The sequence below is a fragment of the Pauljensenia sp. 20925_1_25 genome, assembly GCF_041433955.1.
GTDB lineage: Bacteria > Actinomycetota > Actinomycetes > Actinomycetales > Actinomycetaceae > Pauljensenia.
This window is the reverse complement of sequence record NZ_JAPWCL010000015.1, coordinates 1-23,388: the sequence shown is the minus strand read 5'-3', so window position 1 is coordinate 23,388 and position 23,388 is coordinate 1. Positions and strand designations below refer to the sequence as shown.

General features: G+C 65.9%; 18 protein-coding genes. 13 read left to right on the top strand and 5 right to left on the bottom strand.

Going from position 1 to position 23,388, the window contains the following annotated elements; all coding sequences use genetic code 11:
* Nucleotides 1-64 precede the first annotated feature (64 nt).
* A complete protein-coding gene (locus O3932_RS07465; protein WP_371537424.1) occupies nt 65-1,348 on the bottom strand; it encodes a lipopolysaccharide biosynthesis protein in 1,284 nt (427 codons plus the stop codon).
* A 99-nt stretch (nt 1,349-1,447) separates the two neighbouring features.
* Here O3932_RS07465 and O3932_RS07460 point away from each other — a divergent pair, with 99 nt between their 5' ends.
* The 11 genes from O3932_RS07460 to O3932_RS07410 all read left to right on the top strand — a co-directional run bounded on the left by O3932_RS07460 (nt 1,448) and on the right by O3932_RS07410 (nt 12,681).
* The gene (locus O3932_RS07460) at nt 1,448-2,647 is read left to right on the top strand and encodes a glycosyltransferase (RefSeq protein ID WP_371537422.1); all 1,200 of its coding nucleotides are present in this window, start codon (nt 1,448-1,450) and stop codon (nt 2,645-2,647) included.
* Between the two features lie 176 nt (nt 2,648-2,823).
* Nucleotides 2,824-4,659, top strand: coding sequence for a phosphotransferase (locus O3932_RS07455; RefSeq protein WP_371537419.1), 1,836 nt, complete (start codon nt 2,824-2,826; stop codon nt 4,657-4,659).
* Nucleotides 4,656-5,630 carry a DMT family transporter gene (locus O3932_RS07450; RefSeq protein WP_371537416.1) on the top strand — a complete coding sequence of 325 codons (975 nt, stop codon included), beginning with the start codon at nt 4,656-4,658 and terminating at the stop codon, nt 5,628-5,630. Before O3932_RS07455 ends, O3932_RS07450 begins: the two co-directional genes overlap by 4 nt.
* A gap of 56 nt (nt 5,631-5,686) precedes the next feature.
* Nucleotides 5,687-6,544: a LicD family protein gene (locus tag O3932_RS07445; RefSeq protein WP_314568267.1), complete on the top strand. Its 858-nt coding sequence runs from the start codon at nt 5,687-5,689 to the stop codon at nt 6,542-6,544.
* 31 nt (nt 6,545-6,575) lie between these two features.
* A complete protein-coding gene (locus O3932_RS07440) occupies nt 6,576-7,475 on the top strand; it encodes a phosphorylcholine transferase LicD (RefSeq protein WP_371537414.1) in 900 nt (299 codons plus the stop codon).
* Nucleotides 7,472-8,824 (top strand): lipopolysaccharide biosynthesis protein, encoded by a 1,353-nt coding sequence (locus O3932_RS07435; RefSeq protein ID WP_371537411.1) that lies wholly within the window; start codon nt 7,472-7,474, stop codon nt 8,822-8,824. Before O3932_RS07440 ends, O3932_RS07435 begins: the two co-directional genes overlap by 4 nt.
* Nucleotides 8,817-10,043 carry a glycosyltransferase family 4 protein gene (locus O3932_RS07430; protein WP_371537409.1) on the top strand — a complete coding sequence of 409 codons (1,227 nt, stop codon included), beginning with the start codon at nt 8,817-8,819 and terminating at the stop codon, nt 10,041-10,043. The genes O3932_RS07435 and O3932_RS07430 overlap by 8 nt, the downstream gene beginning before the upstream one ends.
* A 351-nt stretch (nt 10,044-10,394) precedes the next feature.
* Nucleotides 10,395-11,162: a GntR family transcriptional regulator gene (locus O3932_RS07425; RefSeq protein WP_296503697.1), complete on the top strand. Its 768-nt coding sequence runs from the start codon at nt 10,395-10,397 to the stop codon at nt 11,160-11,162.
* 387 nt (nt 11,163-11,549) lie between these two features.
* On the top strand, nt 11,550-11,906 hold the full coding sequence (locus O3932_RS07420) for a hypothetical protein (RefSeq protein WP_314570131.1): 357 nt from the start codon (nt 11,550-11,552) through the stop codon (nt 11,904-11,906).
* Nucleotides 11,903-12,388 carry a hypothetical protein gene (locus tag O3932_RS07415; protein WP_371537406.1) on the top strand — a complete coding sequence of 162 codons (486 nt, stop codon included), beginning with the start codon at nt 11,903-11,905 and terminating at the stop codon, nt 12,386-12,388. Before O3932_RS07420 ends, O3932_RS07415 begins: the two co-directional genes overlap by 4 nt.
* Complete coding sequence (locus O3932_RS07410) at nt 12,385-12,681, top strand: hypothetical protein (RefSeq protein ID WP_314570126.1); 297 nt, start codon at nt 12,385-12,387, stop codon at nt 12,679-12,681. The genes O3932_RS07415 and O3932_RS07410 overlap by 4 nt, the downstream gene beginning before the upstream one ends.
* A gap of 57 nt (nt 12,682-12,738) precedes the next feature.
* Here O3932_RS07410 and O3932_RS07405 read toward each other — a convergent pair whose 3' ends face one another.
* Nucleotides 12,739-16,161 carry a UvrD-helicase domain-containing protein gene (locus tag O3932_RS07405; RefSeq protein WP_371537473.1) on the bottom strand — a complete coding sequence of 1,141 codons (3,423 nt, stop codon included), beginning with the start codon at nt 16,159-16,161 and terminating at the stop codon, nt 12,739-12,741.
* A 19-nt stretch (nt 16,162-16,180) separates the two neighbouring features.
* Nucleotides 16,181-19,366 (bottom strand): PD-(D/E)XK nuclease family protein, encoded by a 3,186-nt coding sequence (locus tag O3932_RS07400; protein ID WP_371537403.1) that lies wholly within the window; start codon nt 19,364-19,366, stop codon nt 16,181-16,183.
* Between the two features lie 78 nt (nt 19,367-19,444).
* Between O3932_RS07400 and O3932_RS07395 the strand changes: the two genes are divergently transcribed.
* Entirely contained in the window at nt 19,445-19,672 is a 228-nt protein-coding gene (locus tag O3932_RS07395) for a DUF3107 domain-containing protein (protein WP_009647269.1), read from the top strand.
* 82 nt (nt 19,673-19,754) lie between these two features.
* On the opposite strand, the gene O3932_RS07390 is transcribed toward O3932_RS07395, so the two are convergent.
* Nucleotides 19,755-20,384, bottom strand: a complete 630-nt coding sequence (locus O3932_RS07390; protein ID WP_009647260.1) for a ferritin-like fold-containing protein — start codon at nt 20,382-20,384, stop codon at nt 19,755-19,757.
* 251 nt (nt 20,385-20,635) lie between these two features.
* Here O3932_RS07390 and O3932_RS07385 point away from each other — a divergent pair, with 251 nt between their 5' ends.
* Complete coding sequence (locus O3932_RS07385) at nt 20,636-22,474, top strand: DEAD/DEAH box helicase (protein WP_371537400.1); 1,839 nt, start codon at nt 20,636-20,638, stop codon at nt 22,472-22,474.
* 613 nt (nt 22,475-23,087) lie between these two features.
* Here O3932_RS07385 and O3932_RS07380 read toward each other — a convergent pair.
* Nucleotides 23,088-23,388 (bottom strand): IS30 family transposase (locus tag O3932_RS07380; RefSeq protein ID WP_371537397.1); only part of this gene is annotated, 301 nt, incomplete at its 5' end.

The window sequence follows — 23,388 nt, the reverse complement described above, 5'->3', positions numbered from 1 at the left end:
TCACGCGGCTGGGGCGGCGTTTCACGCCCGTTTCACGGGCGTTTTACGAGGTCAGCTAGGCATTTTACGCGACCTGGGGCCGCGTCCCGTCCCCGCGGTCATACTGGCGCGCCGTCACCCAGGCCATGACGAGCATGCCCACCAGCAGGACAGCCATGAGAGCGCCGAGAATGGCGACCGTCATCTCGATCCCGTAGGGGCTGACCGCGAGCCACGCCAGCGGCGCGGCGCAGTAGACGCACGCGAAGGCCAGCATCCGGCGCTGGTGATAGGTCGCGACGAACACGTTCGACAGCGGCGAGGTTGCGACGGTCAGGGCCAGCCACGGAGCCAGGGAGCGTGCGAAGTACCCGGCGGCCTCCCAGCGCGTGCCAAACACGAAGGGGAAGAGCCAGGGGCTGATCCACGCGAGCAGCGCGAAAACGGGAATGGAGAGTCCCAGGGCGGTGCCGCCGACTCGCTCGACGACGCGGGTCATGTCCCCGGGCGGGGTATCCGATAGGCGAGGCAGGTAGACCTGCGACAGGGCACCGGCGATGAGGGCGACGGGAGCCTGCAGGGCCATCCACGCCATGTTGAACTGCCCGAGGGCGGCCACGGAGTAGGAGGCGATGAGCATGGGGATCGCGCTCGTGCGCAGTGCGTCGACGACGACGTTGGGCACGCCGACGAGGGCCATCTTCCGGTAGCGGGAGGCCACGGTACGCAGGGAGGGATCCGAGGCCTCGGCCGCGCGGGCGTCACGGGCGCGCCAGGAGAGGTAGGCGACGGCGATGCCCTGCCCGGCGATGGTCGCGCCAATGGCGGCACCCAGGCCGCCGGATGCCACACACCCACACACCACTTGCAGCGCCGCGATACCGAGGGAGCGCACGACCGACGAGCTCGCGATCGATTGGAATCGCCGGTGCCGGGTCAGCCAATAGGAGCACACCTGCCCCTGCGCCAGGAACAGGACGGACACGCCGACGGCGAGCATCCAGCCCGCGAGCGCGCTCCCGTATCGCGAGGACACCCACGGCCACGCGCAGGCGGCGGTGAGGGTCGCCAGCGCGGAGGTGGCCAGCACGCAGCGCGAGGAGAGGCGGACGAGGGAGCGGGCCGAGGCCTCGTCGCCGGGCGCGGGCAGGACGATGCTGAGGTCGAAGCGTGCGCCTGCGATGGCCGCGCCGAGCGTGGCCGCGGAGGTGAAGATGCCCAGGTATCCCAGGTCCGTGTCGGTGTAGAGGCGCGCGATGCCGATCTGGGCGACGAACGCGATGACCTGCGCGAGGATGGTGCCGCTCAGGAGCGTGAGCACCTGGCGTAGCACGCCCGTGTGCGCGGGCGGGGCGGGGACGTTCGTCATGCGTTCATTAAATCACCGGGTCGCGCTGCGCAGCCCGTAGGATGGGGGCATGCCCTCCCCCGTGTCCGCGCCGCGCGCCCACAGTTTCGTAGGCGTCGCGTGAAGGTCGCTCTGACGAAGGGAACTCTGCTGGTTCCCCCGACGTACTTCGCACTCGCGCACGCAGGCGCGATGCCGGAGCGGGAGTGGCGGGTGTTTACACTCGCGGCTCGGGTGAGTGATCCGAGCGTGACGCTCCCCATCCACGAGGCCGCCCCGGGCGCGCTCTCCCCCGCCCTGCCGCTTCGGGTGGCCTCGCAGGCACGAGGCCTGGGGGCGATGCGCCGCGCTGTTTCCTCGTGGGGACCCGACGTCATTCACCAGCATCAGGCCACCTGGTCCCTGCCGGCCGTGGGGGCGGCGCGGGAGACGGGTGTGCCGCTGGTCGTGACGCTGCACGGAGGGGATGCCTACCCGAGGTTGGGACGAGGCCTGGGTGCAGCTTGGAACGCCCGCAATCGCCGCGCGGCCTTCGAGGGCGCAACCCGCCTCCTCGCGGTGTCGCGCTACCTGGCGGATGTGGCGCTTCGTGCGGGCGCGGATCCGGCGCGGCTGAGCGTGCACTATCAGGGCGTGGACACGCAGTGGTGGACCCCCTCCCCCGGCGCGGCCCCGGGAACGCGCCCCGACCTCGTCCCTGAGGGGAACCCTGGCCTCGCCGCCGAGGGGGCCGACTCGCCCGAGGTTCCCATCGTCCTGTTCGTGGGGGCGTTCAGCCGCCTGAAGGGAGTGGATGACTTAGTGCGCGCCTCCTCGTCTCTCGTCGAGCGCCGCCCGCACCGCCTGGTGCTGGTGGGCGACGGCCCGCTGGCTCCCTCCCTGCGCGCGAGCGCCCCTGCGCACGTGACGCTGACCGGCCCGCTTGCGCGCGAGCGCGTACGCGAGTGGATGCGACGCGCCCGCATCCTCGCGCTGCCGACGAAGCCGACGCAGGGGCGACAGGAGGCGGCAGGCCTCGTGCTGCTGGAGGCACAGGCGTGCGGCGTACCCGTCGTCGCGTATCGCACGGGCGGAACGCCGGAAATGACCGCGCCAGGAGCCTCGCTGCTCACCGGCGAACGCACGCCGGATGCCCTGGCTCGCGCCATCGACGAGGCCTTGGCGTGGTCGGACGAGGAGCGCGCGGATCGCGCGGCGGCGTGCCGCGCGTGGGTGGAGGCTGAGCGCTCACTGCGCGGGTCGGTGGATCAGCTGCGCGCTGTCTACGATGAGTTAACGGGTTCGTCGCTGCGCGGCTGTCGTGCAGCGTCAGACGAGTAATACTGCGGAGCGCGTGACGTCTACGGGCCTCATGCTTCGACCTGTCAAGATTCGTCAGACCACGAGCCGAACATCGACCTTGTGGAAACCACCACCATATGTTCATAATTAGCACCGTGAGTGCTACGCTCGAACATGTAGCGCTTAGCTATCTCTCGTGAACGAAAGGTGATCGCATGCCCTCGACGAACGTTGGCACTCTCAGCGAACCCCAATTCAACATCCTGACCGCTCTTGCTCGCGAGGGCGCAGCCCTCACGCAGCGCGCGCTGTCCGTGGCCACCGACATGAGCCTGGGCCGCGTCAACACAGCGACACGCGAGTGCGAGGCCGCCGGTTACATCGAAGACCGCGCAATCACCGACGCGGGACGCGCAGCACTGGAACCCTATCGCGTCACGGGTGCCGTCATCATGGCCGCCGGCCTCTCCTCACGATTCGCCCCCATCAGCTACGAGCGCCCCAAGGGCACGCTCAAGGTGCGCGGCGAGATCCTGGTCGAGCGTCAGATTCGTCAGCTCCACGAGGTCGGCATCACGAATATCGCGCTGGTCGTCGGCTACAAGAAGGAATACTTCTTCTACCTGGCCGACAAGTACGGCGTCGACATCGTCGTCAACCGCGAGTATGCCACGCGCAACAACAACGGGTCACTGTGGCGCGTGAGGGAACGCCTGGACAACACCTACGTGTGCTCCTCGGACGATTACTTCACGACGAACCCCTTCGAACCCTACGTCTACAAGTCCTACTACTCGGCCAACTACGTCGAGGGTCCCACCGACGAGTGGTGCATCAAGGTGGGCGCGGGCGACCGCATCACGGGCGCGACCGTGGGCGGCGAGGACGCGTGGGTCATGCTCGGCCACGTCTACTTCGACCGCAACTTCTCCGCAACGTTCCGCGAGATCCTCGAACAGGTCTACGACAAGCCCGAGACAGTCTCGAAGCTGTGGGAATCCATCTACCTGGATCACATCAAGTCGTTCGACATGGTGATCCGCCGCTACCCCAACGGCGTTATCCACGAGTTCGATTCGGTCGACGAGCTGCGCGACTTCGATCCGCTGTTCATCGAAAACGTCGACTCCGAGGTGTTCGACCACATCGTCGAGACTCTGGGCTGCGCAAAGTCGGAGATCCGCGACTTCTACCCCCTCAAGCAGGGCATCACAAACCTGTCGTGCCACTTCACGGTGGGCGATGACGAATACGTCTACCGTCACCCCGGCATCGGCACGGAAAAGATCGTGGACCGCAGCGCAGAGTTCGCCGGCTTGCACCTGGCCGCCGAACTCGGCATCGACGATACCTTCATCACGGGCGACCCGGCGGCGGGATGGAAGCTCTCACGTTTCGTGCGCGACGTGCGCAACCTGGACGTGACCCGCCCCGAAGAACTGAAAGCGGCCATGGAGATGGACCGCGCCCTGCACACCTCCGGCCAAGTCCTGGACCGCTCCTTCGACTTCGTCACCGAAGGCTTGCGCTACGAGGGCATCCTGAAGACCTTCGGTCCGATCGACGTGCCCGGATACTTTGAGCTGCGCGACAAGGTCCTGCGTCTGAAGGCCTTCGCGGACGCGGACGGCTTCGATAAAGTCCCCTCGCACAACGACTTCTTCCCCCCGAACTTCCTGGTGGACAAGGACGGCAACATCAGCCTCATCGACTGGGAGTACGCGGGCATGTCGGACATGGCAGCCGACTTCGGCACGATGACCGTGTGCACGGCAGAGATGACCCGCGAGCGCGCGGCCGCCGCTCTCGAGTACTACCTGGGCCACACCCCCACCGAGCGCGAGGCACGCCACTTCTTCGCCTACGAGGTCTTCGCCGGCTGGTGCTGGTACCTATGGGCGCTAGTCAAGGAAGCCGAAGGCGACGACGTGGGCGAATGGCTCTACATCTACTACTCGCACGCAACACGCACAATCGATTCCCTGCTCGCTTCGTACGAGGCCACCTCGACCTCGGGCGCGCAGGTTTCCCAGGAGGGTGAGCTGGCATGAAAACTCAGCACGGCGGCAAGCGTTACGGCTTCTTCTCAGGCGTACTATGGGGCCTCGACACGGTCGTGTTAGCGATCGCGCTGGCGATGACCCCCTTCCTCAACTTCGGCCAGTCGGCGCTCGCGGGCGCGGTCCTGCATGACGTCGCGTGCGCGCTCATCCTGGTCGTCTATATGGCTCTCCGAGGCCGCTTGAAGGACACCGCGGCGGCGCTGCGCACGCGCCCGGGTAAATCGGTCATCGCTGCCGCGCTCCTGGGTGGCCCGATCGGCATGAGCGGCTACCTGATCGCGATCGACAACATCGGCCCCGGCTTGACGGCTATCATCTCGACGTTCTACCCGGCTCTGGGAACGCTGCTGGCATTCGCCCTCCTGAAGGAGCGGATGGCCCCTCGCCAGATCATTGCTCTGCTGGTCGCGCTCGGTGCCATCGTGGTGACGGGCTTGTCGGCGACCTCCGACCCCGTTGAGGGCGGCAACGCTCTGCTCGGTGTCGCGGGTGCCCTGGCCTGCGTGATCGGCTGGGGGTCCGAGGCCGTGCTCCTCACGTGGGGTATGCGCGACGAGGCCGTGGATAACGAGGTGGCCCTGCAGATCCGCGAGACGACATCGGCCATGGTCTACCTCTTCATCGTCGCCCCCATCGCGGGCGTCTTCGGATTCACGCTGCACTCGCTGGCCACCCTGTCCGCGGGCGTGGTGGCCCTGGCCGGCCTGGCTGGAACGGCCTCGTACCTCTTCTACTACAAGGCCCTGTCGGCCATCGGCGCCTCGCGCGGCATGGCCCTGAACATCTCCTACTCGGCGTGGGCGATCATCTTTGCCCTGGTGCTGCAGGGAACGATCCCGACGGCCACCCAGGTCCTGTGCTGCGTCGTCATCCTGGTCGGCACGGTCCTGGCGGCCACGTCCAACTGGGGTGACCTGCTTCCCAAGCGCACGGAGAAGGTCACCAGCTCCCAGGCATGAGACAATGGCGGGTGGGCGCGCTTGCGCCCACCCGCTTAGTCGTATTCGGAGGACTTATGACGACGCCCGACGCCGACCTGCGCAAGGTCCAAAAACTCCTGACGCTGATCCTGGCTGAATTGGACCGGGTGTGCCGACGCATCGGAGTGTCCTACGCGGTCTACGGCGGCACCGCGATTGGCGCGATTCGACACGGGGGCTTCATCCCCTGGGACGACGACATCGACGTGATGATGACGCGCGCCGACTATGAGCGTTTCCTGGCGGAAGCTCCCGCGCTGTTGGATGAGCGTTTCCGCCTGGACAACACGCGCACGCGCGAGGACTTCCCCTTCATGTTCACGAAGATGGTCATGCCGGGCACTCTCCTGATCCCCGAGGCGGACAAGAACTCGAAGTACCGCATGCCGTTCTTCCTGGACATTCTGCCCCTGGATGAGATTCCTGCCGACGAGAAGGCGTTCCGGAAGATGTCTCGCCAGTCGTGGCTGTGGGGCCGCCTCCTCTTCCTGCAGGGCACGCCTCGCCCCCACCTGATTAACACGCCCACGTGGAAAAAGGCGCTGATCTTCTCCGCGACGACCGTGGCACACCTGGGTCTGAAGGCCGTGCGTGCGACCCCGCGCAGCCTGCAAGAACGCTGGGAGAAGGCGGTTCGCCGCTACGAGGGAACGGGCACGGGCGTCTACGCAGACTTCACGATGCGTGACCCGCAGAACTGGATCGTGCGCGAGGAAGAGTTCTTCCCGACGCTGGATGTCCCCTTCGAAGACATCACCGTCATGATCCAGCACGAGTACGACTCGCTCCTGCGCGCCGGATACGGCGACTACATGCAGCTGCCCCCGCCGGAGAAGCGGTACAACCACGAGGCAGCCGTCATCGACTTCGGCCCCTACGCCGACTCCCTGTAAGCCCCAGGTCCCATCGAAGGATCGGAGAGATATGAGCGCGGCAGATCCCGCAACTCTGGCAGCTATCCAGCGCGTCACCAGGCGATGCCTGGCTGAGATTGACCGCGTATGTTCCCTCCTGGGCGTGCGCTACGTCGCCTACGGCGGCACAACGATCGGCGCTGTGCGTCACCAAGGTTTCATCCCATGGGACGACGACGGGGACGTATGCATGCCGCGCGAAGACTACGAGCGTTTCATTGCCGAGGCCCCCGCGCTCCTCGGGGACGAGTTCTTCATCGCGTCCCCGGCCTCGCACCCCAACTATCCGATCAGCTTCGGCGTGCTGGGGCTGAAGGGTTCCGAGTTCGTCTCGAAGGTCGCCAAGGACCGCCCTTTCCGTATGCCGATCGGCGTGGACTTGTTCGTCCTGGACCAGATCGCGGCAGACCCGGCGCGCTTCCGCTCCCAGTCGCGCGGCACGTGGCTGTGGGCGCGCCTCATGTTCCTGCGCTCGATCCCCAACCCCCCAACGGGGCTGCCCACGCCGGCACGCCAGCTGGCCTCGGCGGCCATGGCGTGCGCGCACTGGGGGATGCGGGCGCTGCGCGTGAACGAGGCCTCGCTGTACCGCCGCTGGCTGCGATCCGCCCTGAAGGGGCGCGAGAACCCGCAGATGGCTCCCGACGGCACGACGCTGTACGGCGATTTTTCGACGCGCGATCCCCGGCGTTGGAGCGCGTCGGAGGGCGAGTTGTTCCCCGCGAAGTCCGTCCCCTTCGACGACATCACCGTGCGCATCCCGGCGGCCTACGACGTCGTGCTCACCCGCGGCTACGGCGACTACATGCGCGTGCCGGACCCGCAGGACCGTGAAACGCACGAACCCTTCCACATCGTGTTTGGCCCGTGCGACCCCGGCCCCGCCTCGCAGGACGGAGCAGACGAGTGAGCGAGAAGGACACCACGGCCTCGTCCCTGCCCGAGGCCTCGGACCCGGACACCGCAGTCGAAACCACCGAGGAAGCACTCGACTCACGCGGGCAGCTGGGACGCGACTACCTGTGGAACACCGCCGCCTCCCTCATGTCGAGCCTGGCCGTGGTCATCATGGGCGTGGCGATCATGCGCTCGGGCGCAACCGACACGTTCGCGCGCGCCCAGTACGGCCTGTTCACACTAGCCCTGGCGATCGGCCAGCAGTACCAGACCGTCGGCCTGTACGAGGTGCGCACCTTCCACGTCACCGACGTGCGGCGGCGCTTCGACTTCGGCACCTACCTGTCGACCCGCCTGCTCACCTGCCTGGTCATGGTCGGCCTCATCGCCTACCACTCGTGGACCGCGTCGACGAAAGACCCCTACCCGGCCTTCACCGTCATCGCGGCCATGGCACTCCTGCGCATCTTCGACGCCTTCGAAGATGTCTACTACTCGGAATTCCAGCGTTCGGGCCGCCTCGACATCGCGGGCAAAGCCTGCTTCGCGCGCATCTTCACCACGACCTTCCTGTGGTCGGGCCTGTACTGGTTCACCCAGGACCTGCTCCTGTCCACGCTCGTCACCTTCGCGGTCACCTGCCTCGTGCTGGTCGTCGCCTACGGGCTGCCCGCGCGTGGCCTCTTTCCCCTGCTCCCCTCGTTCAACCTGCGAGGTATCGGCGGGATCCTGTGGGAATGCCTGCCCCTGTTCATCGCCGCATTCCTCAACCAGTACCTGGCCAACGCGCCGCGCTTCGCGATCCACTCGACCCTCGGCGACGAGCAGCTCGGCGTCTTCGCGATCATCTACATGCCGGCGGTCGCGATCAACATGCTCTCCCTGTTCGTCTTCCGCCCGCTGCTGACCCGCATGGCGCTGCGCTGGACCGAAGGCAAGCGCACCGAGTTTTTCGCCATCGTGCGCCGAGGCCTGGTCACAACCGCGGGCGCATTCGTGCTCGTCGCCGTCGTCACCTACTTTATCGGCGCTCCCCTGCTGACCCTCGTGTACAGCACGGACGTGTCCGACTACCTGCCCGAACTGATGGTGCTCGTCCTCGGTGGCGCCCTCAACGCAGCCGGCGTCATCCTCTACTACGCGCTGGCGACCATGCGTCGCCTGCGTGCAGTCCTCGTGGCGTTCCTGATCGCGGGAGGAACCGCCTACCTGGCAGCCGCGCCGCTCGTGCGCTCCTTCGCCATGATGGGCGCATCCCTGGCCTATGCTTCAACCATGGCCCTGCTCGCGATCCTCTTCGTCGCGTTCATGCTCATCCCCGTCCGCAACGCGCCCATCGAAACGGAGTCCGTCAATGGCTGACCGCTCTCATTCCCCCGTCAAAGTTGCCATCTTCATGGAATTCTTCCTGCCCTACCTGGGTGGGATCGAACGCTACCAGGATCGCCTCAGCGAGCAGCTGCGACTTCTCGGCTACGACGTCTTCATCGTCACGTCCCTGCACGACGAATCCCTGCCCCGCTTCGAGGACAAGGACGGCCTGCGCATCTACCGCCTGCCGACCAAAGGCCTGTTCAAGCAGCGTTACCCCTTCTTCAAGCGCGATGAGCGTTTCAAGGAAACGATGGCCGCGGTCGAGGCCGAGAACGCCGACTTCTACATCGTCAACACGCGCTTCCACCTGACCAGCCTGCTCGGCGCACGCCTGGCGCATCGCCTGGGCCGCCCGGTCGCCCTGATCGAGCACGGCACCGCACACATGAGCGTCGGCAACCCGGTCCTCGACTTTTTCGGCGGCATCTACGAGCACGGCCTCACCCACTTCGTCAAGAAGCACGTGACCTCCTACTATGGGGTCTCCCGCAACTGCAACAAGTGGCTAAAGCACTTCGGGATCGAGGCCTCGGGCGTGTGGTACAACGCGGTGACCCCCGAGGACACGGCGGTGGCCGACGACCGCTACGAACGCCAGTGGCCACGCGGAGTCAAGGGTTCCGAGATCGTCATCTCCTACGCGGGCCGCCTCATCGCCGAAAAAGGCATCGTCGCGCTACTCGACGCCTTCGCGCGCCTGCGCGCCGAGCTGCCCGACGTTCCGCTCCGCCTCGCCGTGGCTGGTTCGGGCCCCATCGAGGACGAGCTGCATGCCCGATACGGCTCAGACCCCGCGGTCTCTTTCCTCGGCAAGCTCGACTTCCCCGGCGTCATGAGCCTCTACCGCCGCTCCGACGTGTTCGTCTACCCGTCCATGTACCCCGAAGGCCTGCCCACCTCCATCCTCGAGGCAGCCCTGGGCGACTGCGCGATCATCGCGACGCCGCGCGGCGGCACCGAAGAGGTCATCACCTCTCCCGCCCTCGGCTGGATCGTCGACGGCGCGTCGTCCGCGCAACTCACGGATGCCCTCGTACCCGCCCTGCGCGAAGCCGTCACCGACCCCGTGCGCCGAGCGTCCTGCGCCGCCGCCGTCGGGGCGCGCGTGCACGAGCACTTCACCTGGGCGTCCGTCGCACGCGAAGTCGCCTCCGTCATCGACGAGGCCGTGGCGCGCGAAGCGGGACCGTCAGACCTGGGGCGCTGACCTGCGTCCTAAATTCTTGGACGCGCTCATTCGTAGCCATTATGCGGCTTCCTATAGGGCCTGATCTCGGAATGACGCTGGGATCAGGCCCTTGGGCTTGACGTCGATGCCCAAGCGGCCCATTGTCGGGATATCTACATTGCGACGATCCAGCAACATGTTGGCCTTTTCTCCCCATTGGGGCGCCTCTCAAGCCCGACCTACCACATATGCCTTATCGACACACAATCACCTCACTTTGTCCATACAATACAGCTCGACGCGCCGCTACTCCACCTCCCTATGGATCCTGATACCATGTAACTGTATTTATCTCACGAGGCCAAAGTCCTGCCATACTGAAGGTCACCTATGCCCAACGCATCCAAGGCTGCCACTAGCACGCCTTACATCCCGGACATTACGCTGGATCGCTCTTCTCCCGTTCCGTTGTACTTTCAGATCTCCGAACCCATCGCTGAACTCATCAACACCGGAGCGTTGCCCGCAGACACTCGACTCGAAGACGAGCTATCGATGGCTGCTCGCTTGCGCGTCTCACGCCCAACCGCGCGCCAGGCCCTGCAGCGTCTCGTCGACCGCGGCCTACTGACACGACGCCGCGGCGTCGGCACGATCGTCTCCCCGAGCCAAGTTCACCGCCCCATGGAACTCACCTCCCTCATGAAGGACCTGGTTGAGGCCGGCCACAAGGTCCAGACGACGATCCAGCGCTACGAGGCGCACCCCGCCACGGAGGCCGAGGCCGAGGCGCTGAAGATCGAGGCAGGAACGCTGATCGTTCACATCGAACGCACGCGCTTTACGAACAACGAACCGATCGCTGTACTCACAAACCTCATTCCAGCGGACATTGCCCCCACGATGCAGGAACTCGAGTCTGGCTCCCTCTACGACCTCATGCGCGAGCGAGGCGTCACCCTCACCTCAGCCCGACAGGTCATCGGGGCGCGCAGCGCGACCACCAAGGAGGCCAAGCTTCTGTCCGAGCATCGCGGTGCTGCCCTGCTTACGACGCAGCGCACGACATACGATCCCTCCGGACGCATCGTGGAGTACGGCGACCACATCTACCGAGCATCGCGCTACTCCTTCGAGGCCAATCTTTTCGCGCAATAACAAGGAATTTGATAATTCGTCCTCACAGAACGCGGATACTGCTCGTAACATCCGGTGGTGTCAATGGATGGTAGTAATGAGTTCGTTGAATGCTTCTGTTGGGGTGCGGTAGCCGAGGGTGGCTCTGGGGCAGTGTGCCACACGCCTCCGCGCGCAAGCGTCCGCTGATCCGCGGGGAGCGCGCCCCTGGGACAAACCCGCCTCCAACCCCGCCATGATCACCGCGCGATCCTCGACTCCAAGCATCCGACGACACCCCACAACCAACCTCCAAACAGCCACACCGCCACACAAAATTGCTGACACCCAATGACACCGCCCACCAACATTGACGAAACACTTCACAATGGTTAGAGTCGGCATGATGGTGAGACAAGGGAGACGCACATGGGCTGGTTCTCGAACTACGTGTCAGACCCACCTGGGAACGCTGACGCGATCGCAGGCGTGAGAGATGGGCTTAGCGACGCGGCAACGAATGCAAATGCTGCTGAGAACGACCTCTCTTCAATTAAGTCCTCAATCTCGACATGGGCTGGACAAGCCCGCGACAACTACGATGAGGCGTGCCTACGAGGGATAAGACGTCTCTACAATTTCAACGAAGGCCTCCAGTCCGCGAAAAGCGACGTTTTCAATTCGATTCCTCATTGCGACGCCCCAACGCCCGACGGAGAGTTCACGATCTCCTGGGACGATTTCGAGAAGTACTACGGAGACGTCGCGATCGGATCCCTCTGGTGAAAAACATCCTCAAACGCGCCATAACATTAATCGCCACGACAATCCTCACTATAGGCCTGATCGGCGCATGCACCCTTAGAGAAGAAGAACAGAAAATGGAACAATGCGGCGGAACAATAATTGATCTTCCCTCTGCAATTTGGACACCTGTCATTGATGGCGTTCCGTTTCTCGTTGTCAACGGGGCTAAAGCAACTGTCATGAACGGTACCCCCCAAGCAGATATTCGCGTCTATTGGCTCAACGGTGATAATGCTCCATCCAACCTGAATGAGACGCTGAAGCTCGGTGAGAGCGCAACCCTCGAGAAGGTCGGGACCTTTACGCTCATCGACATGGAACCTCCTGCCCACGGCAAGCGCTGGCCAACGCCCGTGGTGTGCTTCGAGCAAGATCCCCAGCTCATGGACACCGCACGCCAATACGCCGCCGACAACGACCTCTATTTCCGCCCCGATGACGAGGAGGCACGCCAGCCATGACAACATCATTTGCCTGCGACCCCGCAGAGATGACTCGACGCAAGGACAGGCACGACACCCTGCGAGGTGAAGTTGACGAGATCACTCTCCCATCGGGCAGTATCAACTGGGGATTTCTGGTTGTTTCCTCCGGCTATAGCAAGCTCGAATCAGACGCCAAAAGACGCCGCGATACCATGCACGAGTGGTGCGACCAGATGTCCGACGCTATCTCGAAAACATCGAGCGACGCTGAGGCGGGCGACTCTCACTGGGCATCCGTGATCGAGAAGGACCGGCGTACATCCCTGTAGCGCGTTGCCCCAACGACAGGAGTTTTGCCTCCACGCGGACATGGCGCTGCGCCAGCGTCAGCTCAGTGCCCCCTTCACGGCCTCGTCCAGCGGCTGCACACCGCCGCCAAGCATCCGCTCAAGCGATTCCAGCGTGTAGTGCGACGGCCCCGCCAGGAACGCGACCATCGCGCCGACCTCTGAGGGATCGACGCCCATGCGGGCAGCCCATGCACGCCGGTACAGGCGTAGCTGCGTCGCAAAATAGGCCAGCTTCTCCGGTTTCGTCTGACGCGTAACCGGCTGACCACTCTTCCAGTCGACTACCAGGAAGCGCTGTCCCTCCCCGCTCACGCGTTCGAAGACGGCGTCGATGCGGCCCTGCACGGACACGCCACCCACCTCCACAGAGAAGGCCTCTTCGATGGCGACGGCCTGGTAATCCGCCAGTTCCCCCGCGACGAACGCGCGGAAGTTCTCGCGCAGCCTCTCGAGCAGCTCGCGTTCCTTCATCGTCAGCAGGGCCTCGTCTGCACCGTCGTCACCGCCAGCCAACGCGACGTCCTCGCCGGACGCGACCGCAGAAGGATCCACGGCCTCGGACGCAGGATCGGCTCCCGCGACGTGCAGCTCGCGCTCGGCCCACGCATGAAAAACCGTGCCCAGGGCGGAAAACGAGCTGGGTTTAACCGGCATCGGTCGGCGCATATCGCGCGCAAACTCATCCGCGTCCTGCAGCATCGCTGACACCGACGTCGCCGGCACGCGCTCGGCCCACAGGTCCACGACCGGCACCTGACGCCCCAGTCGATCCTCCTCAATGAGGGCAACCGTGTCCCTCACCGCGGGGTCATCACCCAGCTCGGCCAAGGCCTCGAACACATCCCGATCCTGCGCGAGCTCCCGCATCTGAGCGCGCACAGAAGCTGCCGCCGCCGCGACACGCTGACGCGACGGGCCGGGTGCCGGTGGGAAAGCCTCCGATGTCTGCGCCCCACCGAGGCTCGCCTGCTCCTCCTTCGACGGCGCCGGAGCAAGCACGCACACGGCTGAACCGTCGGCCGACTCCACCCCCACGTCGCGCCAAGAACCTGAGGACCACGCGGCCCCCTGGCCCAACCGCTCAACAACATCCTCCGAGACCGTCTCCGTCTGACCCACCAACTCGGCACAGGCCTCCATGAGGTAGCGCGACGGATGCCTGACCTTCTTGTCCATCTGCGAGGTCCACGAACCCACGAGCAACTGCGCGCTGCGCGCACGCGTCATCGCCACGTACGCAAGGCGACGCTCCTCACGCTCCGCATGCTCGCCGAGGGAGGCACCGTACTCGCCCTCCAACCACTTCTTAAACGCGGTCGACGGCTTCTTCTCGCCCTCGACATCGAACTCGAAGGGAGGCAGATCGGCCTTATCCCCGCGCCACGGGTGAGGAAACGCGCCGTTATCCGTCACCCAAGCCGTCGACTTGGGCGGCTCATCCCGCCACGACCGCGTCTTGCTCCGATGCGACGGGAACACGCCGTCACTCATACCAAAGACGACGACGCCGTCCCACTCCAGGCCCTTCGAGCCGTGAATCGTCAGGATCTGCACGGCCTTGGGATCCGGCTCACCCAGCGGCGCATCGAGTCCGTCCTCGCGCTTATCCGCCATATCCAGATAGGCCAGGAAAGACCCGAGGGACGCGCCGGGCGTCTCCTTCTCGTAGGCCGCGGTCACGGCGATGAACTCGTCCAGTGCGGCACGCCCACCCATCGATAGAGGATCCGCGATGACGTCATCCAGGGTCCCCATGATGAGGATCGCGCGCTCGACCTGCTCCGTGATTGAGCGCCCCACGCCCTCACGGACCTGCTGCAGGCGCTCGCCCAGCAGGCGCACGCGGCGCACCGCCTCCTCGCTGATCGCAGGACGGCCTTCGTCGGCCCACCCGGGCGTCGGCGGACGATCCACAGCATCGAGAAGCACGGCCTGATGAGGATTCAGCCCCTCCGCACGCGCCAGGAAGCGCGCCCAGTCCCCCAGCGCCATCAGGTCGGCGGCCCCCAGGTCGATGCCCGCCAGGAGGCGCGCCAGCCACGGGGAGGCCGCCACGTCGTACGCCAACTCCAGGGCCGCACGCACGTCCTGCACAGCGGGCTGATCCAGCAGGCCACCCAGCCCCACAATCTCCGTGGGGATACCGGCCTCCCGCAGGGCGGCATCAATCAGCGGGAAGTCCTTGCGACGCCTGCTGAGGACTGCGACCGTTCGCCGCTTGCCGTCCTTGACCGGCTGCGAGCGCACCCGCTGCACGAAGTCGACCATCGCCGCCAGGGCCTGGTCGTAGGCCTGCGTATAGGCGATCTCAACCCTGCCCTGCCCCGCGCCCGGACGAGGCACCAGAACAGGCGACTGCGCCTTGAGTGCATCCTTACCCTGCTGATAGGAAGCTACCTCCCGCAGCGGCGCTGCCACGCGATTCGCCGCGTCCAAAATCGACACGTCGTTGCGCCACGCGGTGGACAAGGTGAGGGTCTGGTCCTCCTCGGCGACCCCCGTCTGGAAGCGCTCCAGGAACGTCTCCAGGGACGAGGCCGAGGCCCCCCTCCACCCGTAAATCGCCTGATTCGGGTCGCCCACCGCAGTAACAGCGTGGTCGCCGAACAGCGTGGAGAGCAGCTCCATCTGGATGACGGACGTGTCCTGGAACTCGTCGAGGAGGACCGCGCGGAACTCGTCGCGCAGCGCGGCGCGCACGGAGGGTGCCTCGCGCACGATGCGCGTTGCCAGGACCAGCTGGTCCGAAAAATCGAGAACACCCATGTCGCGCTTGCGCTGCTGATAGGCCTCGATGGGACCGAGGAACGCGAGACGGCGGCGGTTCGCATCAATGACATTGCGAGCCGCTTCGTTTCCCCGGCCCACCTGCTCAAGCTCCCGGCCGAACTCCTCCAGGGCCTCGCGCGCAGTCTCGACCGTGTAGCCGTGCTCAGCGATCTCACCGGCGAGGTGCAGGATCTTACCCACCACGCCGGTGGGGCTCAGGGTCTCGTCCAAGTCGGTGGGCCACGCCTCGACGATCTGCGTCATCAGGTCGAGCGCACCGGCCTCGGAAAGCATAGCGAAATCGGGGTCGATGCCGATCCTCATCCCGTGCTCGGACACGATGCGCTCCGCGAAGGAGTTATATGTCAGGGCCACCGGGTCTTCGTCAAGACGCTCGCGCATCTGCGGCATCTCACGCGACAGCAGGCGGATACGCTCGCGCAGGCGGTCGCCCAGCTCCCCCGCGGCCTTGCGGGTAAAAGTCAAGCCCAGGATCGAGGCCGGGGTCAGGTCCGGGTAATTGGCCAACAGCCAGAGCACCCTCATCGACATGGTCTCGGTCTTACCCGACCCGGCACCCGCGACGACCAAGAGGGGGCGGCGTGGGGCCTCGACGACGCGTACCTGCTCCGGCGTCGGCGTCTTCGTCGCGTCGACGATTGCCTGGATCTGCATCGCGCTTAGCTTCATGGCGTTGTCCTTTCCCACGTCACTCCACCACCTTGCGGCCGCGCTCACGCGCCGGGCACAGCCGGTCAAAGGAACAGTACCGGCATGCATCCTCCGAGGGGGTCGCCTCGAAGTAAGGGCCGCGCGCAATGGCAGCAACCTCGCGTACCTTGCCCCGCCACTCCTCCAACGTCTTCCCCTCCAGGGGCTTCTGATCGAAAGTCTTCGGTTTGTCCCCACCGAGCAGCGCGATGCGCGCCCCGGCCACCTGCGCCCCCGAGGCGAGGAGTGCCATCTGGTAGGCCGCCAGCTGAGGATTGTCCGGGACGGTCTTCGCGCTGTGTCCGCTCTTGCCCGTCTTCAAGTCCGTGACGCGCACTCCCTCGTCGACGTGCTCGAGGCGATCCATGCGGCCACGAATCGTCACGCCCTCGACCTGGGCCTCCACCATCTGCTCGACCTCAACCCGGCCGGGCACGCCCACCAGGTAGGAAGCCAGATTGTCGACGATGGCGTGCGCACGACGATCCGCGTGTCGTCCGGCCCACGTGTCCAGGTTGTAGCCCAGCTCCTCGATACGCGCCTCAAGCGCCTCGGTCAGTTCCTCCGGCGTCCCGTGCGGGTTCTCCTCCGCCAGCGCGTGAACGAGGGTTCCCAAACTGGCCGCCGCATTCGACGGCCCGTCAGCGCCGATAGTCGTAAGGAACCAACGCAGAGGGCAGGCCAACGCCCGCTCGAACTGGGACGGAGAGAGTTTCACGTCACCTTGGCATTCCTCGTTGGTCGTGGGTGTGCCACCCGCGCCCAGCCAGCGCTCCGGCTGCGCCGACGTGATGCCCTCACGGGCCATGAGAGCCAGGAGCGTCGCCGCAAGCTGGGCGTCCACCGTGTCATCGGAGGAAGCCGCACGCGCACGCAGATCCGCGATGTGCCCAGGCAGGGACAAGGGCGCCTCCACAGCATCGAGCGGCACCACGTCGTTCTCTCGAGGCGTACCCGCCAGGCGCGCCACCAGGTCGAAGAACACGGAGGGCGCGGCATCCTCCGAGCGCACAGCCCCCGCGTGCAGGTAGCACCGCGAGCGCGTCACAGCAGCCACGAACAGGCGGTACTCGTCGTCCAGCACGGCTCGGCGCGCGGCCCGCGTAGAGTCGATGAGTTCCTCACGCCCGTCGTCGCCGATGACCGTGCGGCCCGCGCCCGCGTCCGCGAGCAGGTCAGCGCGCAGAATCCGGTCACGCAGCCGCATGTTCGGCCATGCCCCATCCTGCAGGCCCGCGAGAACCACGACCTGCCAGTGGCGGCCCATCGCCTGCGCGGGTGTGAGGACCTCGACACCGCCGGGGCGCACGCCCACGCGTGAAATCGTGTCGATAGGAACCGATCCGGAAAGCAGCTCCGAGGCGAAATCACGCGCGGAACCAGCTGGGTTGCGCTGCTCCCACACGTCCGCGACACGCAGGAGAGCCACGACCGCGTCCAGCTGATCGTCAAACCACGCCGAGGCCTCGTCCGATCGGATGGCCCGCGAGCGCCAGTCCTCGGCGACGCCGCACGCCTCCCACAATTCCCACAAGCGTTCCTGCGGGCGCGTGTCGCGCTGGCGGGCCAACTCCCACATGCGCGCTGCCTTCGTCAGCACACGCGCCAGGGCTCGGTCGTTCCACCCGCGCCGCCCCGGGGCCTCGGCCCCCTTCTCGAGCGTGGGTCGCCACGTGTCGGGATCATCAACGAGGTCGGCTACCGTCAGCGGGATAACCGCCACCTCGTCGCCCACCTCCTCGGCGGCCAAGGCGCGCGCAGCATTCAGGCGACGCAGCAGCCGATGGACCGCCAGGGCGTCCGCCCCGACCAGAGCCGACGGCAAGAGGCGCTCGGCCAGCTCCCGCCGAACGGCCACGTCCGTGTCACTCTCCCCCGTCGGAATAGTCACGAGGTCCAAGAGAAGGCGCGTCGTGGACTGCGACGCGAAGTCGAAAGCACGCCCGCCACCGGCCAGGGGAACGCCGCCGCGCGCCAAGTAGCGCCTGGTTTCAGCAACCATGGAGGAGCTGCGCACAATGACGACCTGGTCCGCAAAATCGATGCCGTCATGCAGGTGCCGGGCACGCAGGGCGCGGGCGATGAGTGCGCCCATCTGCGAGGGCGTGGCACCCAGGTGCGTCACCAGAGCACCCGTGGGCGCATCCTGGGCGACGTCCGCGTCGCGTCGCGCGGGCGACCCCGACTGCGCGATACGCGAGCAGGCCTGTCGAGCCAAGTCACGCACGACGCGGGACGTGTCATACACCTGACCCAACTCAGCGATCTCGACGCCGAGGGCGCTAGCGAGCCTGCGGTCCAGGTGCGGCTCTCCCCCACGATACCCAGCCACGGCCACGTCCGAATCCGAGAACGCGACGATGCGGGCACCCGCGCCCCGGCACGCAGTCAGGAGCGTCAGCGTTGAGGGCGTGCAATCCTGCAGGTCATCCACGATGACAACATCCGGCACCGGGCACGGAGCCTGCACGCCACGCACCTGAGAGTCCCCCTCCCACGCGCCAATCAGGTCCGCAGCCAGGGACTGGATGCGCGACAGGTCCACGCGCAGCGTCTGCGGATACTCCGGGGACCGCTCGGGTCCCTCCTCCAGGGCGGCAACAATCGCACCCGCCCCCTCCCACTCGGGATGCCCGAAACGTGCTCCGGCCTGCGTCAGCTTCTCCGAGTCCATTCCGGCCTCGCCCACGCGCGCCACCAGGTTACGCAGCTCCGCGCGAAACGCCGGCATCGCGCGCATTTGCTCGCCAATATCCTCGGGCCAGGGTGCTTCCACAGTCTGCAACAGCTCTGCCAGCAGCTGATCCTGAGCCGCGCCCGTCACCAGCTCCACGCCCTCCAGAGGAACCTCGCGCTGAGTGCGCCACGTCGCCACCACCTGATACGCAAACGACGCGGGCGTGCGCACCGGACGTACCACCGACGGGCCGAGCGCCTGCGCGCGCGGCGTCAATACGTCAGCGCGCGTGCGATCAGGAGCGAGAATCAACGCGGAATGGCCCCGGGCGACCGCCTGCTCGAACACCGCGAGCGCACACGTACTGCGCCCCGACGACGGTGCCCCGCGGGCAATCACATCCGAGTGCTGCGCTCCCTCGACAACCGCGCGTTGCGCCTCATTCAGCGCAGGAAGACGCCACCAACCCTCCGGGCGACGCCGCAACCTGACCTTGATTTCGCTCATGACGCAATACTGGCAGACCCCACCCACATCTGCGGCACATATGATGGGCGTGACGACATTTTCCAGCAAGGAGTCAACATGGAGATCTTCATCGGCATTCGCGATAACACGCGCCAGCTCGGTCTCGACGTCGACATGACCGAAGGCGAGCTCATGGCCAAAGTTCACGAGGCCCTGACCACCCCCAACGGCGTCCTCGACCTCACCGACACCAAGGGCCAGCGCACCCTCGTTCCCGCCAACGCCCTCGGCTACGTGCAGATCGCCAGCAAGACCGAGCGTCGCGTCGGCTTCGCGATCCACTGACCCGCACAGACGAACGAGGCCGGGGAACGAACTGCGGAACTGAACCGCTCGCGCTCCCCGGCCTCGTCTATCCCCTGTAGCCTCAGGCCTTCAGGTGAATGTCCTTCATACGTTCACCGTGACGCTTGATCACGTACTCCGTGATCTCATCGACATTGTCCGGCGTCATCGCCAGCTGCGGATAGGTGAACAGCGTGGCTCGCACGAGGCCGAGGGCCTCACCCGCCACGCGTCGACCCCACAGAGACAGGCGGTCCGCCAGCTGCGGGTCCGCCTCAATCTGCGGTCCCAGGTGCGCGCGCACCCAATGCCCCTGCTCGAAGGGCCACACGTCCTCGATGCCCTCAAACAGGCCATGGACGCGGGCAACACGAATCAGCATGTCACCGAGCATGCCGCGCGTAATGAAGGTCTTCACCGAGCGCTCCGCGAACGTCGTCGGACGGGTGCGCGCATCCAAATCGTCATACGCGCTCGTAAACGCACTAGCGGCTTCCATCAAGTCAAAGTCACGGTGCTCGCACCACACCTCCAGCTGCTGATACAGCGCGAAACACTGCGCAGCCATGCGCGCGTGCTCCACGTGTGCCTCAAACGTGGGGGCCTGCTCTCCGTCCTTCGCCAGGCGCGTCATAAACGCGAGCGAAGAATACGCGAGAATACCAAGGACATCAGTGTCGTCGGCCGGGACAGAAACATATTCATGAGCCATGAGTCCAGCATAGTGCCTGACAAGCGCCCTGGCTCCCACTGTCCACACAATCCACACGTTCTCACTCCCTCTGTGACCAGCACCTCCCCCGCTCGCCCGCTTCACACGATTACACTGAAAAGCGACCACCGGACGCCCGGTCGCATTCTTTTTGCACATCACACGTTCGCGCGGACGAGAATCCCCGCGCTAGACATTGCGCGATCGGCACCGACCCCAACCCCGGAAAAGCCCGGGAGACAAGGCAGATCGTGACCACCACAAACACCGAGGCCCTCGAACCCACCCCCGACAACGACACCACCACGCAGGCCGCGCCCTCCGCGCAGGCCCCCGCCCAGGCCTCGTCCGTCGAATACTCCGCAGGCGTCGTCCGCCTCGGCAACATCCAGCCCGCAGCACCCGAGGTCGAAGAGGCCACCCCTGACATTACTGACAAGGGCGGCGACAACCTCGACAAGAAGTCCTTCGCAGATTTCGGCGTCACCGACCCAATTGTTGACGCCCTCGAAGACAAGGGCATCACGCACCCCTTCCCGATCCAGGCCCTGACCCTGGGCCCCGCGCTGGACCGCCACGACATTATCGGCCAGGCCAAGACCGGCACCGGCAAGACCCTCGGCTTCGGCATCCCCGTCCTCGAGGACGTCATCGCGCCAGACGAAGAGGGCTACGAGGACCTGCTCAACCCCAACCAGCCGCAGGCGCTCATCATCCTGCCGACCCGAGAACTCACCAAGCAGGTCGCCCAGGACCTGCGCGAGGCCGCCAAGTACCTGTCGACCCGCATCGTCGAAATCTACGGCGGCGTCGCCTTCGAACCCCAGATCGAAGCCCTCCAGCGCGGTGCCGACATCGTCGTGGGCACGCCCGGCCGCCTCATCGACCTGCTGCGCAAGGGCCACCTGCACCTGTCCGGCGTCGAAACCGTCGTCCTCGACGAGGCCGACGAAATGCTCGACCTGGGCTTCCTGCCCGACGTCGAGACCCTGCTGAGCCGCGTCCCCGAGAACCGCCACACCATGCTGTTCTCCGCGACCATGCCCGGTCCCGTCGTGGCCCTCGCACGCCGCTTCATGGTCCATCCGACCCACATCCGCGCGCAGGACCCCGACGACCAGAACCAGACCGTCAACACGGTCAAGCAGGTCATCTACCGCGTTCACGCCATGAACAAGGTCGAGGTCATCTCCCGCATCCTCCAGGCCGAAGGCCGCGGACGCACCGTCATCTTCTGCCGCACCAAGCGCACCGCCGCCCGCCTGGGCGAGGACCTGACCGCCCGCGGCTTCGCGGTCGGCGCGCTGCACGGCGACCTGGGCCAGGGTGCCCGCGAGCAGGCGCTACGCGCCTTCCGTAACGGCAAGGTCGACGTCCTGGTCGCCACCGACGTCGCCGCGCGAGGCATCGACGTCGACGACGTCACGCACGTCATCAACTACCAGTGCCCCGAAGACGAGAAGATCTACATCCACCGCATCGGCCGCACGGGCCGCGCGGGGCATTCCGGCACAGCCGTCACCTTCGTCGACTGGGACGATACACCGCGCTGGTCGCTCATCTCCAAGGCCCTGGGCCTGGGCGTGCCGGATCCGCTCGAGACCTACCACACCTCCCCCCACCTGTTCACCGACCTGGACATTCCGGAGGGCACGACCGGTCGCCTGCCGCGCGCCAAGCGCACGCGCGCGGGCCTGGACGCCGAGGTCCTCGAAGACCTGGGCGGCTCCGCTCCCCGCTCCGAGGGACGAGGCCGTGGCGGCCGTTCCGGGGCGCGTGGCGGTTCGCGTGGTGGCTCGCGTGGCGGCCGTGGGCGTTCGTCGCGTGGTGCTTCGCCTTCTTCCTCGGACGCGTCGCGTTCGCGCGGGTCGCGTCGCGGCTCCCAGGACGGTGATCGCACGCTGAACGCCGGCAAGGGCGGTCGCTCCGACCGCGGCACGCGTGGCCGCGGCCGCGGCGAGCATTCGCAGCGTTCGGGTTCGGCTGATGGTGGTGCTGCGGGTTCTGCTGGCTCCGGTTCTGCTGGTGCCGGTTCTGAGCGCGCGCCCCGCACCCGCAAGCGCATCCGCCGCCGCAAGAACGCAGAGTGAGGCAGTATCGCGCCGCGTTGCTTGCTGCTGACACTCAGGGTTGACGCATAGCCGATCCGTCATTGGGCACGCTGCACAGCTGATGTACACGCCGATCGTCGTAGCGCTCACGCGGAGATATTACCGCGCTGATACGACATGAGGAGGGGTCCGAGCCGCAAGGCTTGGCCCCCTCCCCTGTTTGTTTTTCCTACGGCGAAGCCCTGCTACGCCGTTGACGCACGTAGCTCCGGCTCGCGCACACGGGTACGGTGAGCACTGGACTCGTTACGCGCTGCACTTGTTATGTGGCGCTACACCCGATCCGTGGCGCTACACCCGATCAGAAGGGGTGTAATGCCTACGGATCGGGTGCACCGCCTCCAACAACAAGCACAACCGCGAGCATTTTCTCCCGACACACCCAAGCGGCAGCATCAGACGCAGCCACACAACCTCGAAATACCCGCCCGGCTCCGAACAAGAGGCGCTACACCCGATCCGTCGCGCTACACCCGATCAGAAGGGGTTTAATGCCTACGGATCGGGTGCACCACCTCCCACAACAAGCCCAACCGCGGGCATTCCCTCCCGACACATCCAAGCGGCAGCATCAGACGCAGCCACGGTGGTGTCAATGGGTGGTAGCAATGAGTTGGTTGAATGCTTCTGTGGGGGTGCGGTAGCCGAGGGTGGCTCTGGGGCAGTTGTTCAGTTCGTAGGCGATGGCGTCGAGGTAGGGCTGGTGGCTGGTGATGGGGGTTCCTTTGGGAAGGTAGCGGCGGATAAGTCGGTTGGTATTTTCGTTTGTTCCTCGCTCCCAGGGGCTATGGGGGTGAGCGAAGAACACCTCCACGCCGGTATCTTGGGTGAGGCGCTGGTGGCGGGCCATTTCCCGTCCTTGGTCCCATGTCAGTGTTCGCATCGCTCCTTCG